Raw genomic sequence first — 15,933 nt, 5'->3', positions numbered from 1 at the left:
CATGACTGATGTTCGTCATTGCCCGGCAGTGTTGATCGCCGCACCGGCTTCCGGCCAGGGCAAGACCACGGTGACCGCGGCCCTGGCCCGCTTGCACCGCAACCAGGGGCGCAAGGTCCGGGTCTTCAAGTGCGGCCCGGATTTTCTCGACCCGATGATTCTTGAGCGCGCCAGTGGTGCCGCGGTGTACCAGTTGGACATGTGGATGGTGGGCGAGCAGGAAAGCCGCCGTCTGCTCTGGGAGGCGGCGGGAGAGGCCGACCTGATTCTGATCGAAGGGGTCATGGGCCTGTTCGATGGCACCCCTTCCAGCGCCGATCTGGCGCGGCATTTCGGCGTGCCGGTGCTGGGGGTGATCGATGGCACCGCCATGGCCCAGACCTTCGGCGCCCTGGCTTTGGGCCTGGCGCGCTACCAGCCGGACCTGCCGTTTGCCGGGGTGCTGGCCAACCGGGTTGGTACCCTGCGCCATGCGCAGTTGCTGGAAGGCAGCCTGACGGAAGGCTTGCGCTGGTATGGCGCCTTGTCCCGGGAAACCGATATCGAGCTGCCCAGCCGCCATCTGGGGCTGGTGCAGGCCAGCGAGTTGAATGATCTGGACCTGCGCCTGGATGCCGCCGCCGAGGCCCTGGCCAGCAGTTGCCAGGTGGAACTGCCGCCAGCGGTGAGTTTTGCCGCACCCACGCCGGTGGCTTGCGCGCCGCTGCTCAAGGGCGTGCGGATTGCCGTGGCGCGGGACGAGGCGTTTGCCTTCACCTATGGCGCCAGCCTCGATCTGTTGCGAGCCATGGGGGCGCAGTTGAGCTTCTTCTCGCCGATCCACGATACCCAGCTGCCCGACGCGGACAGCCTGTACCTGCCCGGCGGCTATCCCGAATTGCACCATCAGGCCCTGGCCCGCAACAGCAGCATGCTGCAGGCCATTCGTGCCCATCACGCGGCCGGCAAGCCGCTGCTCGCCGAGTGCGGCGGCATGCTCTACCTGCTGGACTCCCTGACCGATGTCGAAGGCCAGCGTGCCGAGCTCCTGGGCCTGCTGCCCGGAGATGCGGTAATGCAGAAGCGCCTGGCGGCACTGGCCTTGCAGGCGGTGGATTTGCCCGAAGGCAGTCTGCGCGGCCACACCTATCACCATTCCCTGACCAGCACCGAGCTGCTGCCCATCGCCCGTGGGCTCAGCCCCAACGGCGGGCGCGGCGCGGAAGCGGTGTATCGCCAGGGACGGATGACGGCCTCTTATGTGCACTTCTATTTCCCGTCCAATCCGGCGGCGGTGGCGGCGTTGTTTGCGCCGGGCGCGCCTGTTGAGCCGGTTTTAGCCGAGGGCGTGGCGGGTGAGTGAGCAGGGGTTCTCTGAGGCGCAGCGCGAGGGGGTCTACCGGGCCATCGCCGAGCGCCGCGACATGCGTCATTTCGCGGGTGGCAGTGTCGAGCCGGCAGTGTTGCGGCGCTTGCTGGAAGCAGCGCATCAGGCGCCCAGTGTCGGGTTGATGCAGCCCTGGCGTTTTATTCGCATCAGCGACCGCCTGTTGCGCAAGCACATCCAGCAGTTGGTGGAGGTGGAGCGGGTGCGCACCGCCCAAGCCCTGGGTGAGCGTTCCGACGAGTTCATGAAGCTCAAGGTCGAAGGCATCAACGATTGTGCCGAGGTGCTGGTGGCCGCCTTGATGGATGACCGCGAACGACACATCTTCGGCCGTCGGACCCTGCCGGAGATGGACCTGGCGTCCCTGTCCTGCGCCATCCAGAACCTGTGGCTGGCGGCCCGCAGCGAAGGCTTGGGAATGGGGTGGGTGTCTTTGTTCGATCCTCAGGCCCTGGCCGATCTGCTGGGGCTGCCGGCAGGTGCCAAGCCCGTGGCCGTGCTGTGCCTGGGCCCGGTCACCGAATTCTACCCGGCGCCGATGCTGGCCCTGGAAGGCTGGGCGCAACCGCGGCCGCTGAGTGAGTTGTTGTATGAGAATTACTGGGGAGTGAGTCAATGAGTGTGGCCTTGCTGAGTGTCGCCGGGGTCGCGCTGGATGCGCTGCTGGGCGAACCCAGGCGCTGGCATCCGCTGGTGGCGTTCGGCCGTGTGGCCGATCGTATCGAGCAACGTTTCAACTCCGCCGGCCGTGGCTGGCGCAGCCATGGCGTCACCGCCTGGGTGCTGGCGGTGGTGCCCCTGACCCTGGTGGCCACAGCGCTGTCCTGGTTGCCCTACGTCGGCTGGCTGGTGGAAATCCTGGCGTTGTACTGCGCCTTGGGCCTGCGCAGCCTCGGCGAGCATGTGGAGCCGGTGGCCCAGGCGTTGCGCAGTGACGATCTGGAAGAAGCGCGCCGCCGGGTGGGGTTTCTGGTGAGTCGCCAGACCAGTGAACTGGACGCCACCGAAGTGGCCCGCGCGGCCACCGAATCGGTGCTGGAAAACGGCAGCGACGCGGTGTTCGCCGCGCTGTTCTGGTTTGCCGTGGCCGGCGCGCCCGGGGTGGTGCTCTACCGTCTGAGCAATACCCTGGATGCGATGTGGGGCTACCGCAACGAGCGCTTCGAACGCTTTGGCTGGGCTGCGGCGAAGATTGACGACCTGCTCAATTACATTCCCGCGCGCCTGGTGGCCCTGACTTACGCCTTGCTGGGCAAGACCCGACTGGCACTCAAGTGCTGGCACCGCCAGGGCCCGACCTGGGACAGCCCGAATGCTGGCCCGGTGATGGCGGCCGGGGCGGGCGCCCTGGGAGTGGAGCTGGGTGGCGCAGCGATTTATCACGGTGAGCTGCATCAGCGCCCGCAACTGGGTGAAGGCGAGCCGGCCAGTGCCGGTTCCATTGATCGTGGCTGGCAGCTGGTGCAGCGGGGTGTCTGGCTGTGGCTGCTGATTCTTTGCCTGGGGGCTGAATTCTATGCTTGAGCACGGCGGACGACTGCGCAAGGCGGCCGAGCAATACGGGATTGCCGAAGATGCCTGGCTGGACTTGTCCAGCGGGTTGGCGCCCTGGCCGTTTCCCCTGCCGCCCATTGCGCTGCGTGCCTGGGCGCGCCTGCCGGAAACCGATGACGGACTGGAACAGGCGGCCCGCGAATACTACGGCGCCAGTGAAGTGCTGCCGGTGGCCGGCTCCCAGGCAGCAATCCAGTTGCTGCCGCGCTTGCGTCGAGCGGGCAAGGTCGGTGTGCTGTCGCCCTGTTATGCCGAACATGCCGAAGCCTGGCGCCGCAGCGGCTACCGGGTACGCGAAGTGCTGGAGCAGGAAGTGGATTTCTTCCTCGACAGCCTCGATGTGCTGGTGGTGGTCAACCCGAACAACCCTACCGGACTGAGCCTGACCCCGGAGCGCCTGCTGGACTGGCACGCGCGCCTGGCTCAGCGTGGCGGCTGGCTGGTGGTGGACGAAGCCTTCATGGATAACACCCCGCACCTGAGCCTGGCCCGCCACGCCCATCAGGTGGGGCTGATTGTGTTGCGTTCGTTCGGCAAGTTCTTTGGTCTGGCCGGAGTACGCCTGGGTTTTGTCCTGGCCGAGCGCCGGCTGCTCAAACTGCTGGCGGAGCAGGTCGGACCCTGGGCGGTCAGCGGGCCGACCCGGGTGGTGGGGCAGGCCTGCCTGCGCGATACCCAGGGGCACGCCCGGCAAAGGTTGCGCAGCGAAGCGGCGAGCGAGCGTTTGGTTGAAGTCCTCGAGCGCCATGGTCTCAAGCCCCAGGGCGGTTGTGCGCTGTTTCAGTGGCTGATCAGTGCCGAGGCCGAATCGCTTTATCACTTCATGGCGCGCCGCGGCATTCTCCTGCGGCTGTTTACCCATAACAGCAGCCTGCGCTTCGGCCTGCCCGCCGAGGAGGCCGATTGGGATCGCCTGGAACAGGCGCTGCAGGCCTATCGCAAGGAATATCCATGAGCACTCTGATGGTTCAAGGCACCACCTCGGATGCCGGCAAGAGCACCCTGGTGACGGCCCTGTGCCGTTGGCTGCGGCGCCAGGGTTTCAGCGTGGTGCCGTTCAAGCCCCAGAACATGGCCCTCAACAGTGCGGTGACTGCCGATGGCGGCGAGATCGGTAGGGCCCAGGCCGTCCAGGCCCAGGCGGCCAATCTGGCGCCCCACACCGACATGAACCCGGTGCTGCTCAAGCCCAACAGCGATACCGGCTCTCAGGTAATCATTCACGGCCGCGCCGTGACCAGCATGAACGCGGTGGCCTATCACGACTACAAGGCCATCGCCATGCAGGCCGTACTGGCTTCCCATGAGCGCCTGAAAAGCGCTTATCAGGTGGTGATGGTGGAAGGCGCCGGCTCGCCGGCGGAGATCAACCTGCGGGCCGGCGATATTGCCAACATGGGCTTTGCCGAGGCGGTGGACTGCCCGGTGCTGCTGATCGCCGACATCAACCGCGGTGGAGTCTTCGCCCATTTGGTGGGCACCCTGGAACTGCTGTCTCCCAGTGAGCAGGCCCGGGTAAAGGGCTTCATCATCAACCGCTTTCGTGGCGACCTGGCGTTGCTGCAACCGGGCCTGGACTGGCTGGAGGCCCGCACCGGCAAGCCGGTGATCGGCGTGCTGCCCTATGTCCTGGACCTGCACCTGGAAGCCGAGGACGGTATCGACCAGCGCCAGGTGGGTAAGGTCGAACAGTTGCTCAAGGTGGTGGTGCCGGTGCTGCCGCGCATCAGCAATCACACGGATTTCGATCCGTTGCGCCTGCATCCTCAGGTCGACTTGCAATTCATCGGCCCCGGCCAGGCGATTCCTGCTGCCGATCTGATCATCCTCCCCGGCTCGAAAAGCGTACGGGGCGATCTGGCCTACCTGCGCAGCAACGGCTGGGATCGGGCGGTTGCCCGCCACCTGCGCTACGGCGGCAAAGTGCTGGGCATCTGTGGAGGCCTGCAAATGCTTGGCGAGCAGGTGCATGACCCGCTCGGGCTCGAAGACGCTGCGGGCTCCAGCCCCGGCCTGGGCCTGCTGGCATTTGAAACCGTGCTCGAAGAAGAGAAGCAGCTGCGTAACGTCAGCGGTCGCCTGAGCCTGGAGAATGCCGCTGTCAGTGGTTATGAAATTCACGCCGGGGTCACTCGCGGGCCGGCCCTGGAGCTTGCCGCCGTGCAACTGGACGACGGTCGCAGCGATGGCGCCTGCAGCGCCGACGGGCAGATCCTCGGCACCTACCTGCACGGTCTGTTCGAAACCCCTGCGGCCTGCAGTGCGCTGTTGCGCTGGGCCGGGCTCGAAGCGGTGCAGGAGGTGGATTACCACGCCTTGCGTGAACGCGATATCGAGCGTCTGGCGGATCTGGTGGAGCATCACCTGGACACCGCTGCACTGCGTCGGCTCTGTGGCCTTTGAGCGCTCAACCCAGGCCGTCTTCCCTATCAGAGGTGCCCAAGCATGTTGCAACTGATCCTCGGCGGTGCCCGGTCCGGCAAGAGCCGCCTCGCTGAAAAGCTCGCCGGCGACAGCGCCCTGGCGGTGACCTACATCGCCACCAGCCAGCCCCTGGATGGCGAGATGAATCAACGCATTGCCCATCATCGCGATCGGCGTCCGGCCCATTGGGGTTTGATCGAGGAGCCGCTGGAGCTGGCTCGTGTGCTGCAGGAATCTGCCGGCGAAGGGCGCTGCCTGCTGGTGGACTGCCTGACCCTGTGGCTGACCAACCTGCTGATGCTTGAGGACCCCGAGCGCCTGGCCGCCGAACGCGAGGCCTTGTTGCAGTGTGTGGCGAGCTTGCCGGGGGAGATCATTTTTGTCAGCAACGAAACCGGAATGGGTGTCGTGCCGTTGGGCGAATTGACTCGCCGCTATGTGGATGAAGCCGGTTGGCTGCATCAAGCCCTGGCCGAGCGTTGTCAGCGAGTGGTGCTGACGGTCGCCGGCCTGCCCCTGACTTTGAAAGGAACTGCGTTATGAGTAACTCCTGGTGGCTGGAACCCTGCAAGGCAATCGACACCCAGATGGTCGAGCAGGCCCTGGCGCGTCAGCAGCAACTGACCAAGCCGGCCGGCTCTCTCGGGCGCCTGGAGCCACTGGCGGTACGCCTGGCGGGCCTGCAAGGACGGCTCAAGCCCGGCATCGAGCGGCTATGGATCGCCATCTTCGCCGGTGACCATGGGGTGGTGGCCGAGGGCGTTTCCGCCTACTCGCAGGAAGTCACCGGGCAGATGTTGTTGAACTTCGTCAGCGGCGGAGCGGCCATCAGCGTGCTGGCCCGGCAACTGCAGGCGCAACTGGAGGTGGTGGATCTGGGAACAGTGACGCCAGGCTTGAACCTGCCGGGGGTGCGCCACCTGAACCTGGGGCCCGGCACGCAGAATTTTGTCCAGGGGCCGGCGATGACCCGTGCACAGGGCGAGCAGGCCCTACAAGCCGGCCGCGACAGCGCGCTGCGGGCTCATGCCGACGGCGCCCAGCTGTTTATCGGCGGTGAAATGGGCATCGGCAATACCACCGCGGCCAGTGCCATTGCCTGTGCCCTGCTGGGTATTCCAGTGGCACAACTGGCCGGGCCGGGCACCGGCCTGAATGCCGAGGGGGTCAATCACAAGGCGCAGGTTATCGAGCGTGCCCTGGCGCTGCACGATGCCTCTCGCGGCGATGCCTTGCAGACCCTGTTCAACCTGGGTGGCTTTGAAGTGGCGGCGCTGGCGGGGGCTTACCTGGCGTGTGCCCAGGAGGGCATTGCGGTGCTGGTGGACGGTTTCATCTGCAGCGTCGCCGCGTTGGTGGCGGTGCGTCTGAATCCGGCCTGCGCGCCCTGGTTGCTGTTCGCCCACCAGGGCGCCGAGCCCGGGCACCGGCATGTGCTGCAGACCCTGCAAGCCGAACCCTTGCTGGACCTGGGCCTGCGCCTGGGTGAAGGCAGCGGCGCCGCCCTGGCAGTGCCGTTGCTGCGGCTGGCCTGTGACCTGCACGGGCAGATGGCGACTTTCGCCGAAGCAGCGGTGGCGGATCGTCCGGCATGACCTTGTACCTGGACCTGTTGCGCCACGGTGAAACCGAACTGGGTGGTGGCCTGCGCGGCAGCCTGGACGATGCGTTGACTGCAACGGGCTGGCAACAGATGCGCGAAGCCGTCCAGGGGCGGGGGCCCTGGGACCGGGTACTGAGTTCGCCATTGCAGCGCTGTGCGCGTTTCGCCCAAGAGCTGGCGGGGCAGTTGCAGTTGCCGCTGAGCCTTGAGCCCGACCTTCAGGAGCTGCACTTTGGCGCCTGGGAAGGGCAGAGCGCGGCGGCGCTGATGGAAACCGACGCCGATGACCTGGGGCGTTTCTGGGCCGATCCCTATGCATTCACCCCGCCTGGGGGCGAGCCGGTAGAGCTGTTCTCCCTGCGGGTGCTGGGGGCGATAGAGCGCTTGTACCAGGCCTGCGCCGGGCAGCGTGTGCTGCTGGTCAGCCATGGCGGGGTCATGCGCTTGCTGCTGGCCCGGGCTCGAGGGCTGCCGCGCCAGCAGTTGTTGAACGTTGAAGTGGGTCATGGCGCGCTGTTTCGCCTGCAGGTCGCCAGCGAAGGCCGGATGAGCGAGGAGGGCTGAGATGTTGCCGTTCTGGATTGCCTTGCAGTTTCTCAGCAGCCTGCCGGTCCGCCTGCCGGGCATGCCTCGGCCTGAAGAGCTGGGCCGCTCGCTGTTGTTCTATCCGTTGGTGGGGCTGCTGTTCGGCGTGCTGTTGTGGGTGCTGAATGCCATGCTGGGTGGTGTTCCCCTGTTGCTGCATGCGGCCTTGCTGTTGACCGCCTGGGTCCTGCTCAGCGGTGGTCTGCACCTGGATGGCCTGGCGGACAGTGCCGATGCCTGGCTGGGGGGCTTTGGCGATCGAGAGCGGACTCTGAGCATCATGAAGGACCCCCGTAGTGGTCCGATCGCCGTGGTGACCCTGGTGCTGGTGCTGCTGCTCAAGTTCACCGCCCTGGTGGCGCTGATCGAACAGCAGCAGGGCTTTGCCTTGTTGCTGGCGCCGCTGATCGGCCGCGGGGCATTGCTAGGCCTGTTTCTCTGCACGCCTTATGTGCGTGCCGGTGGGCTGGGGCAGGCGCTGGCTGACCACCTGCCACGTTTGGCCGGGCGGCAAGTGCTGGGCCTGAGCGTACTGGCCTGTTTGCTGCTGGGGGGCTACAGCGGGTTATGGGCAGTGCTGCTGGCCACTGTGCTGTTCTTCTGGCTGCGGCAAGTGATGATGCGGCGCCTGGGTGGTACCACTGGAGACACTGCCGGGGCTGTGCTTGAACTGTTGGAAACTGCCGTATTGTTCGGGGTGGCGCTGTTTTGAGTGGAGCACGGGATTGACAATTTTCATGAAAAATCTTGCCTTGGAATAATCACGGGTATATACACGCATCATGCTTCCCTCTCAGTGTTTGTGCACCAACCTGCGTCGCGCCGCCCGTGGCGTCAGCAGGTACTACGACGGCGCCCTTGATGGCTTCGGGATCAACGTTGCCCAGTATTCTCTGCTGAACAACCTGCTGCGCCTTGATCAGCCAAGCATTTCCAGCCTGGCGGAAGCCATGGGGCTGGATCGCAGCACGCTCGGGCGCAATGTGCGGGTCCTGGAAGCTGCAGGGCTGGTGCGCCTGCAGGAAGGCGACGATCAGCGAAACCGGCTGGTGCTGTTGACCGAGGCCGGGCATGAGCGGCTGGTGGCGGCCTTGCCTGCGTGGGAAGCGGCTCAGCAGCGGTTGATCGATCGCCTGGGGGTGGAAAAGCGTGAAACCTTGTTGGCCTTGCTGAACGAACTGTCTTGAGCGCCTTTCGTTCGACTATAAGCGGGTACATACCCGTAACTGGAGAATAAAAATGTCATCGATGTGGCGTACTAGTGGCTGGGTGCTTCTCGGCAGCGCATTGATCCTGGCCTTGTCGCTGGGGATAAGGCATGGCTTCGGCCTGTTCCTGCCGCCCATGAGCGCGCAGTTTGGCTGGGGGCGCGAAGTCTTCGCCTTCGCCATTGCCCTGCAGAACCTGATCTGGGGGCTGGCCCAGCCTTTTACCGGAGCCTTGGCCGATCGTTTTGGTGCGGCGAAAGTGGTGCTGGTGGGTGGCGTGCTGTACGCGGTCGGGCTGGTGTTCATGGGGCTGTCGGATTCGGCCCTGACCCTGTCCCTGAGTGCCGGGCTGCTGATCGGCATAGGTCTGTCGGGTACGTCCTTCTCGGTAATTCTCGGTGTTGTCGGCCGCGCCTTGCCGCCGGAAAAACGCAGCATGGGCATGGGGATTGCCAGTGCGGCAGGTTCCTTCGGTCAATTTGCCATGCTCCCCGGAACCCTGGGGCTGATCGGCTGGCTGGGCTGGTCTACGGCGCTGCTGGTGCTGGGCTTGCTGGTGGCCTTGATCGTGCCATTGGTGAGCATGCTCAAGGACAAACCGCTGCCGGCGCTGGGGCATGAGCAGAGCCTAATGGAGGCCTTGCGTGAAGCCTGTTCCCATTCAGGGTTCTGGCTGTTGGCATTCGGCTTTTTCGTCTGTGGCTTCCAGGTGGTGTTCATCGGCGTGCACCTGCCGGCGTATCTGGTGGACCAGCACTTGCCGGCGACCGTGGGCACCACGGTGCTGGCCCTGATTGGCCTGTTCAATATCTTTGGTACCTATACCGCCGGCTGGCTGGGTGGGCGGATGTCCAAGCCGCGCCTGCTGACGGGCCTGTATCTGCTACGGGCGGTGGTGATCGGGCTGTTCCTGTGGTTGCCGGTGACTCAGACCAGCGCCTACTTGTTCGGCATGGCCATGGGTTTTCTCTGGCTGTCCACCGTGCCTTTGACCAACGGCACCGTGGCCACCTTGTTTGGCGTGCGCAACCTGTCCATGCTCGGCGGCATTGTGTTCCTGTTCCACCAATTGGGGTCTTTCCTTGGTGGTTGGCTGGGGGGCGTGGTGTATGACCGTACCGGGAGCTACGACTTGATCTGGCAGGTGGCGATTCTCCTTAGTCTGTTGGCTGCAGCACTGAACTGGCCGGTGCGCGAGCGGCCGGTGGCGCGTTTGCAGGCCAGCGCGGCATGAACCGCTGGCTGCTGCGCGGTGCCGGCCTGGGCCTCGGCATTCTATTGTTGCTGCTGGCCTGGTGGGGCTGGCACCGGGGCGGGCTGGCGCTGATGCAGTTGGGCATGGGCGCTTGCTAGGGGAACGAGGGGGCGAGTAACGTCGTAGCCCGACACTTTGACAAGGATTCTGGACATGGCTATGCGCTGGTTTGCGGTCCCAGCTTTACTCGCGACCTTGGCCGGCTCTGCATGGGCGGTGGACTGTCCGCCCCTGTTGCAGGGCTCCTTGCCCAAATTGCACGCCAAGGAATCCATCGATCTGTGCCAGCGCTTTGCCGGCAAGCCGCTGGTGGTGGTCAATACGGCGAGCTTCTGCGGGTTTGCTCCGCAATTCAAAGGCCTCGAGGCGCTGTACCAGCGTTACAAGGATCAAGGGCTGGAAGTGGTGGGCGTGCCCTCCAATGACTTCAAGCAAGAGTCCAAGGATGGCGCGGAGACTGCCAAGGTCTGCTATGTCAATTACGGCGTGACCTTCACCATGACCGAGCCGCAGAAGGTTCGGGGGGCGGATGCGGTGCACCTGTTCAAGGTGCTGGCGCAGCAGAGCAGCGCGCCGAAGTGGAATTTCTATAAATACGTGGTGGATCGCCAGGGCAATGTGATTGCCAATTTTTCCAGCCTGACCAAGCCGGACAATCCGGAATTCATCGAAGCGGTGGAGAAGGCATTGGCGTCGAAATCCTGAGAAAGCCTATTCATTAGCCAATAAAAAACCCGCATCTGCGGGTTTTTTATTGGTTTGAAACTGCGCGTCCTAGAGTTCGTTAGAACTTGTAGGTGGCGCCCAGGCCGTAGCCCCATGCGCTGTTCTGGTAAGTAGCGCTGTAGGCATTGCCTTTGCCGGTCCTGTTGACGTTGACGTCTTCTTCCTTCAGGTAGGAAACCGCCAGGTCCAGAGTCAGGTCTTCAGTCGGGCTGTAGCCGGCACCGAAGCTGATGGCCTTACGGTCACCGGTAGGGATACGTACGGAACGGTCGGTGTTGTTGGTTGGCGCCTGGTCAACCGAGAGGCCGCTGCGCAGAACCCACTCTTTGTTGACCTTGTAGGAAACACCAACAGCCGAGGCCCAGGTGTCGTGCCAGTTCTGTGGCTCGGTGATGGTGCCGATCGGGCCTCTGGAACCGCCAAGCAGGGCAGGAACACCTTCGTTGTTCACGGTGATGTCTTTCAGGCGGCTCCAGCGAGTCCAGGTGCTACCTGCGTAGACGGTCCACTGGTCATCCAGTTTCTGGGTGACAGAGAAGTCGACGACTTCCGGAGTGGTGATGTCCAGCGAGGCGTCGTACCGGCCGCCATTGAACGGACCGAAGCCCGGGCCGGCGATGTTGGTGTGGCCTTCCAGCTTGTACTTGACCTTCGAGTGGTAGGTCAGGCCCAGGCGAGTAGTGTCGGTAGGCTGTACGATGATGCCGACGTTGTAGCCGATGGCGGTATCGTCACCCTTGATCTTCACGCTGCCATCATTGCGGCCGAAGAGCGCAGGGTTTGGAAACGGGGTCGCGGAAGTCAGTTCACCGCTCAGGCGGTTGATGGTCGGGCCGAAGCCGATCGATACCATGTCATTGAAGGCATAGCTGACGGTCGGTTGCAGGGTGACGACCTTGACTACGCTCTTGTCGCCGTAATAACGGCTGGCAGAAGTGGACTCATAGTTGGTAACCAGGCCGAAGGGTGCATAGGCGCCCAGACCCAATGCCCAGCCGTTGCCCAGTTGTTTGACGAAAAACCCCATAGGAACGCTGGTGAACGGAACCATGTCGCCGTCGCTGGTGCCGCCGGGTGGGCCGCCCTTGACGTTTTTCAGGTTGGTCTTGGCATCGATTGCCGCTACACCGACCGTTACCTGGTCACGTTGCAGCAGGGACATGCCGGCAGGGTTACCGTAAACGGTGCTGGCATCTTCGGCAGAAGAGGAACGACCCGCGAAGCCGGTACCCATGCCGCTGATGCTTTGTTCGTTAAGAGCAAAACCGCTGGCGAAAAGTTGGGTAGAGGCAAGTGCAACCGCGAGACTTATGGTGGATTTGAGCATTACTTTTTTCATTATTAGAACTCCTGGTGATCACCGAGGCGAAAATTACCAACATTTCGATCTCGGCGCTATAGGCTGCAACAGTTGATTTAGAGCGGTTTTGTAGGACAATCCGACCAAAATCGGCTTCTTTCTCCGATTTTGCAAAAGTCGTTGTCAGCAGGCGACCTGGTTTAACGGTGCAATGCAGGTCTGCCAGGCGTAGGCGAAATCTCTTAAACGTCCTTGTGGTTGAAAGGTCTTCCTCCAGATGCGGGCCATGCCGAGCAGGTCGTCGGCAGCGGGGAGCGGCGTGTGTTGCTCTTCCACCAGCAACCAGGCAATGGCGGTGGCGTAACGCAGGTTGACGGTCAGTTCCAGGTGCGGCCCGCTGAGGAACGCATGCTGGCTGGCCAGCCCGCGAACCAGGCTGGCCCGTTCCGGATCCAGTGCCAGGTACTGGTCCCAGAGGGCTTGATGGCGCAACTCGGTGATGCGGTAGAGGCCGTGGCCACGACGATCGTGCAGGGCTGAGCCCAGCGCCGATTGGCTGGCGGCAATGCCCAGCAGCAGGACTTCAGCGGTTTTGCTATGGCTGCCCAGGTACATCAGCGTCGGGCGGATCACATAGCGGCACAACTCGCTGGCGGCGATACCCATAAAGCCCTCGAAGCGTGAAATGGCCGGCGAAACCTGAAGGGCGCTTGGCAGCAAAAAAGGATCAGGTTTGCCGGAAGCGGTTCAGGCCGCTCGAGTTGAAGTGTAGTGTCATATCTGTGCTGTAAAGGACTGTTTTTAAAATATTTCCGTCCTCTTGTTATAAGCCTTATATCGATTGGTACTTTGCTCTGTAGGGTAAATGGGCAAATCGCAGGCAATAAAAAGCCCCGCGATCAGGCGAGGCTTTTCAGGGTTTTCAGCAGTTCGGCGTATCAGGCAACCAGTGCCTGGCGCGCACGTTCGATCACTGCCTGCAGCGGTTCGGCGCTGGAATACTGGTCGGGATACAGGCGTTCGCTGTGACGGGCGATCCCATGTTCGTTGACCAGGGTGAAGCTGAAGCAACCTTTGCGAGCGGCCATGATCAGGCAGTTCAACGGTGCAAAGGCGTGGGTTAGGGTGCGAATGGCATCCTGAGTCTGGATTTGAGTAGACATAATTATTAGGTGTTCCTACAAATGACACGGTTAAGAACCGTGCAACGTTAAAACGTTCCAGTAAACGTCGACCAGCATTGGTCAAACGAAGAACCTGACTGGAACAAAGCAGCCAGTTGCAGCGCGTTGATTGGTTGCGCTAGGGCTGGCAGGTAGGTACTTAGGAGGGCAGGCAACACAGCAAGGGCAAAGGTTCGGGGCCCAGGGTGGAGATCCTGATCAATTTGCAGGTTGGTTCGGTCAGAGTAAATGGCTCGAGCACTGCCGTTGAATTCGTATCAAGGGCGATAGGGTGAGCTTTACCTGGAAACCATCGAGGTGGTCGGTCCTTGGTGTTCGACGTTGTGCTCGGTTGGAGACGCTGTCGATGGGACTTGTTCGACCAGAATTGACTTTCAGCTTGGTACTAACGGCGAGAATTCTATTGAGTTGAACGACATAATGCAAGTGTGCTAGGAAAAAACTTTCAGAAGAGGCCAGAGGCTCAAGCATCAGCTGTGTAACCGTTGCTGTTGTGGCGTGTACGAAAACAGTGCGTTACCGGCGTTAATCTGCGCAAGGTTGTGCACACTTGTTGCGCAGCGTGTCACCCCGTTGTCACCTTCCCCAACGCCTGCCCCCTAGCCTGTCTCGAGAATTTAAGTCAATGATAAACATCGCTTTTTTTTACTGGTGAAAAAATCGTCAGTTTGACTGCAAGGCCCGTCTCATGGGGCTTTGGGAGGGTTGTGGAGGGGTTGTCCACTGAGTTATCCACAGCTTCTGTGGATTGTCCCAAGCGCTTGCTCTAGGACGGGCGTGCTGGCTCTTTTAGGCTTTACCCGGGCGAAAAAAGGAGTAGAGTGGCGCGCCTTCCGATCTGCCCCACAGTGCTTTATGAAGTTTCGCTCCGTATCACCTTCTGTTACCGCGACCCCTGCCAGTGTTACCGAACCCAAGCGGTTTTCCCTGCGCGTTGCTCTCTGGCTGTTGGACAGCCCGCGCCTTGGTCACAACCCCAACGTCAAGCATTTTGCTGGACGCCTGCTCAAGCAGCCGGCCCGGGAAGGCGTGGTCGCGGCGCAGAGTCGCCTGGGCCAGCTGATGTGCCGCGAATGCGGCAACGCCCGTGATCGTCGCATCGGCCATGACCTGTTGCGCCAGGCTGCCCGTGCCGGCGACCGCCGTGCGCAATTGGAGCTGGGCCGGATCGAAGACTGAGCTGTCCAACACTCGGACGCTTGGTTAACCTTCATTTCTTCTTTCTACGGCAGGAATCGCTATGGCTATGGACTTGACCAGCTTGCTGCTTGGCCTGGCGGGAGCGGCGCTGCCGCTACTGGTTCTGGCCTGGCAACTGCAACGCCGGGCCAGTTCCAGCCAGACTGAGCTGAGCCTGCTGGAAGAGCGCCTGGCCACGGCCCAATTGGCCCAGGAGGGGTTGGCAGCACAGTTGGATGCCAGCCGCGATGAAGTCAGCGACCTGAGCCAGGCCAATGCTCTGAAGCAGGCGGACCTGGCAGCCCTGCGCCGCGAGGTCGAATTGCTGCAGATCGAGCGCGATAACGCCCGTGATGCCGCCCACGCCTGGAACCTGGAACGGGCCGCCAAAGAAAACGAATTGCGCCGGCTGGATGCCCTGGCGGCGTCCTTGAATGCCGAGCTTCGTGAGCAGCAGGACAGCCACCAGCAGCGCCTGACCGATCTGCAAGGCTCGCGGGATGAGTTGCGGGCCCAGTTCGCCGAGCTGGCGGGCAAGATCTTCGATGAGCGCGAACAGCGTTTCGCCGAGACCAGCCAGCAGCGCCTTGGGCAGTTGCTGGACCCGCTCAAGGAGCGCATCCAGTCCTTCGAGAAGCGGGTCGAGGAAAGCTATCAGGCCGAAGCCCGGGAGCGCTTCTCCCTGGCCAAGGAGCTGGAGCGCCTGCAACAGCTGAACCTGCGCCTGAGCGATGAGGCCACCAACCTGACCCGTGCCCTCAAGGGCCAGAAGACTCAGGGCAACTGGGGCGAGCTGATTCTGGAGCGAGTGCTGGAGCACGCCGGCCTGGAAAAGGGCCGCGAGTATCAGACTCAGGTCAGCCTCAAGGGCCCGGATGGCGAGCGCTTCCAGCCTGACGTGCTGATCATGTTGCCGGGTGACAAGCAGGTGGTAGTGGATTCCAAGGTCAGCCTCACGGCTTACCAGCAATACGTCGGTAGCGACGATCCGCAGGTCGCCCAGGCGGCTCTGAAACAGCACGTGCTGTCCTTGCGCAATCACGTCAAAGGTCTGGCCGGCAAGGATTACAAGCGCCTTGAAGGCTTGCACAGCCTTGATTTCGTGCTGCTGTTCGTGCCCATCGAGGCAGCGTTTTCCGCGGCTCTGCAGGCCGAGCCGAATCTGTTCCAGGAAGCCTTTGACCGGCATATCGTGATCGTCAGCCCAACCACGTTGCTGGCCACCTTGCGGGTGATCGACAGCCTGTGGAAGCAGGAACGCCAGAGCCAGAATGCCCGGGAGATCGCTGAGCGCGCCGGCTGGCTGTACGACAAGTTCGTGCTGTTTATCCAGGACCTGGATGAAGTGGGCAATCGCCTGCAACAACTGGACAAGGCCTACGCCGCTGCACGTAACAAGCTGACTGAAGGGCGTGGCAACCTGGTCAGCCGTAGCGAGCAGCTCAAGCTGCTTGGCGCCCGGGCCAGCAAGAGCTTGCCGGCGGACTTGCTGGAGCGGGCCATGACCGACGCCGAAGGACGCGAGCTGGAATTGCCGGAGTAATCCGGC

18 protein-coding genes are annotated in these 15,933 nt (G+C 62.8%); 15 read left to right on the top strand and 3 right to left on the bottom strand.

Annotated features, from left to right (window positions below; genetic code table 11):
- Position 1: 1 nt before the first annotated feature.
- The 13 genes from BLS75_RS09030 (at position 2) to BLS75_RS08975 (ending at position 10,700) form a co-directional block, all read left to right on the top strand.
- A complete protein-coding gene (locus tag BLS75_RS09030) occupies positions 2-1,342 on the top strand; it encodes a cobyrinic acid a,c-diamide synthase CobB (protein WP_072450687.1) in 1,341 nt (446 codons plus the stop codon).
- Entirely contained in the window at positions 1,335-1,985 is a 651-nt protein-coding gene (bluB, locus tag BLS75_RS09025; protein WP_072450686.1) for a 5,6-dimethylbenzimidazole synthase, read from the top strand. The genes BLS75_RS09030 and bluB overlap by 8 nt, the downstream gene beginning before the upstream one ends.
- On the top strand, positions 1,982-2,890 hold the full coding sequence (cbiB, locus tag BLS75_RS09020; protein WP_015636637.1) for an adenosylcobinamide-phosphate synthase CbiB: 909 nt from the start codon (positions 1,982-1,984) through the stop codon (positions 2,888-2,890). Before bluB ends, cbiB begins: the two co-directional genes overlap by 4 nt.
- The gene (gene cobD / locus BLS75_RS09015; RefSeq protein ID WP_011062691.1) at positions 2,883-3,875 is read left to right on the top strand and encodes a threonine-phosphate decarboxylase CobD; all 993 of its coding nucleotides are present in this window, start codon (positions 2,883-2,885) and stop codon (positions 3,873-3,875) included. The genes cbiB and cobD overlap by 8 nt, the downstream gene beginning before the upstream one ends.
- Positions 3,872-5,323: a cobyric acid synthase gene (locus BLS75_RS09010; protein ID WP_072450685.1), complete on the top strand. Its 1,452-nt coding sequence runs from the start codon at positions 3,872-3,874 to the stop codon at positions 5,321-5,323. The genes cobD and BLS75_RS09010 overlap by 4 nt, the downstream gene beginning before the upstream one ends.
- Positions 5,324-5,365: 42 nt before the next feature.
- The gene (gene cobU, locus BLS75_RS09005) at positions 5,366-5,887 is read left to right on the top strand and encodes a bifunctional adenosylcobinamide kinase/adenosylcobinamide-phosphate guanylyltransferase (RefSeq protein ID WP_072450684.1); all 522 of its coding nucleotides are present in this window, start codon (positions 5,366-5,368) and stop codon (positions 5,885-5,887) included.
- Positions 5,884-6,939 carry a nicotinate-nucleotide--dimethylbenzimidazole phosphoribosyltransferase gene (cobT, locus tag BLS75_RS09000; RefSeq protein ID WP_072450683.1) on the top strand — a complete coding sequence of 352 codons (1,056 nt, stop codon included), beginning with the start codon at positions 5,884-5,886 and terminating at the stop codon, positions 6,937-6,939. The genes cobU and cobT overlap by 4 nt, the downstream gene beginning before the upstream one ends.
- The gene (gene cobC / locus BLS75_RS08995) at positions 6,936-7,511 is read left to right on the top strand and encodes an alpha-ribazole phosphatase family protein (RefSeq protein ID WP_072450682.1); all 576 of its coding nucleotides are present in this window, start codon (positions 6,936-6,938) and stop codon (positions 7,509-7,511) included. The genes cobT and cobC overlap by 4 nt, the downstream gene beginning before the upstream one ends.
- A 1-nt stretch (position 7,512) precedes the next feature.
- Positions 7,513-8,244, top strand: a complete 732-nt coding sequence (locus BLS75_RS08990) for an adenosylcobinamide-GDP ribazoletransferase (protein ID WP_072450681.1) — start codon at positions 7,513-7,515, stop codon at positions 8,242-8,244.
- 70 nt (positions 8,245-8,314) lie between these two features.
- On the top strand, positions 8,315-8,719 hold the full coding sequence (locus BLS75_RS08985; protein ID WP_015636631.1) for a MarR family winged helix-turn-helix transcriptional regulator: 405 nt from the start codon (positions 8,315-8,317) through the stop codon (positions 8,717-8,719).
- Between the two features lie 61 nt (positions 8,720-8,780).
- Positions 8,781-9,974 (top strand): MFS transporter, encoded by a 1,194-nt coding sequence (locus BLS75_RS08980; RefSeq protein ID WP_172682030.1) that lies wholly within the window; start codon positions 8,781-8,783, stop codon positions 9,972-9,974.
- Positions 9,971-10,093 carry a hypothetical protein gene (locus BLS75_RS32720; RefSeq protein ID WP_015636629.1) on the top strand — a complete coding sequence of 41 codons (123 nt, stop codon included), beginning with the start codon at positions 9,971-9,973 and terminating at the stop codon, positions 10,091-10,093. The genes BLS75_RS08980 and BLS75_RS32720 overlap by 4 nt, the downstream gene beginning before the upstream one ends.
- A gap of 55 nt (positions 10,094-10,148) precedes the next feature.
- Positions 10,149-10,700: a glutathione peroxidase gene (locus tag BLS75_RS08975; protein WP_072450680.1), complete on the top strand. Its 552-nt coding sequence runs from the start codon at positions 10,149-10,151 to the stop codon at positions 10,698-10,700.
- A gap of 79 nt (positions 10,701-10,779) precedes the next feature.
- On the opposite strand, the gene BLS75_RS08970 is transcribed toward BLS75_RS08975, so the two are convergent.
- From BLS75_RS08970 to BLS75_RS08960, 3 genes are all read right to left on the bottom strand, one after another.
- A complete protein-coding gene (locus BLS75_RS08970) occupies positions 10,780-12,060 on the bottom strand; it encodes an OmpP1/FadL family transporter (RefSeq protein WP_011062682.1) in 1,281 nt (426 codons plus the stop codon).
- Between the two features lie 144 nt (positions 12,061-12,204).
- Positions 12,205-12,687, bottom strand: a complete 483-nt coding sequence (locus BLS75_RS08965; RefSeq protein WP_072450679.1) for a hypothetical protein — start codon at positions 12,685-12,687, stop codon at positions 12,205-12,207.
- 272 nt (positions 12,688-12,959) lie between these two features.
- The gene (locus tag BLS75_RS08960; RefSeq protein ID WP_011062680.1) at positions 12,960-13,184 is read right to left on the bottom strand and encodes a hypothetical protein; all 225 of its coding nucleotides are present in this window, start codon (positions 13,182-13,184) and stop codon (positions 12,960-12,962) included.
- Positions 13,185-14,060: 876 nt separating this feature from the next.
- Here BLS75_RS08960 and BLS75_RS08955 point away from each other — a divergent pair.
- Positions 14,061-14,384: an SEL1-like repeat protein gene (locus tag BLS75_RS08955; protein WP_011062679.1), complete on the top strand. Its 324-nt coding sequence runs from the start codon at positions 14,061-14,063 to the stop codon at positions 14,382-14,384.
- Between the two features lie 175 nt (positions 14,385-14,559).
- Positions 14,560-15,927: a DNA recombination protein RmuC gene (gene rmuC / locus BLS75_RS08950; protein WP_162865008.1), complete on the top strand. Its 1,368-nt coding sequence runs from the start codon at positions 14,560-14,562 to the stop codon at positions 15,925-15,927.
- Positions 15,928-15,933: the final 6 nt, after the last annotated feature.

The organism is Pseudomonas sp. NFPP12, assembly GCF_900103205.1.
GTDB lineage: Bacteria > Pseudomonadota > Gammaproteobacteria > Pseudomonadales > Pseudomonadaceae > Aquipseudomonas > Aquipseudomonas protegens.
The sequence above is the reverse complement of the archived record's forward strand: the minus strand, read 5'-3'. Positions and strand labels throughout refer to the sequence as shown.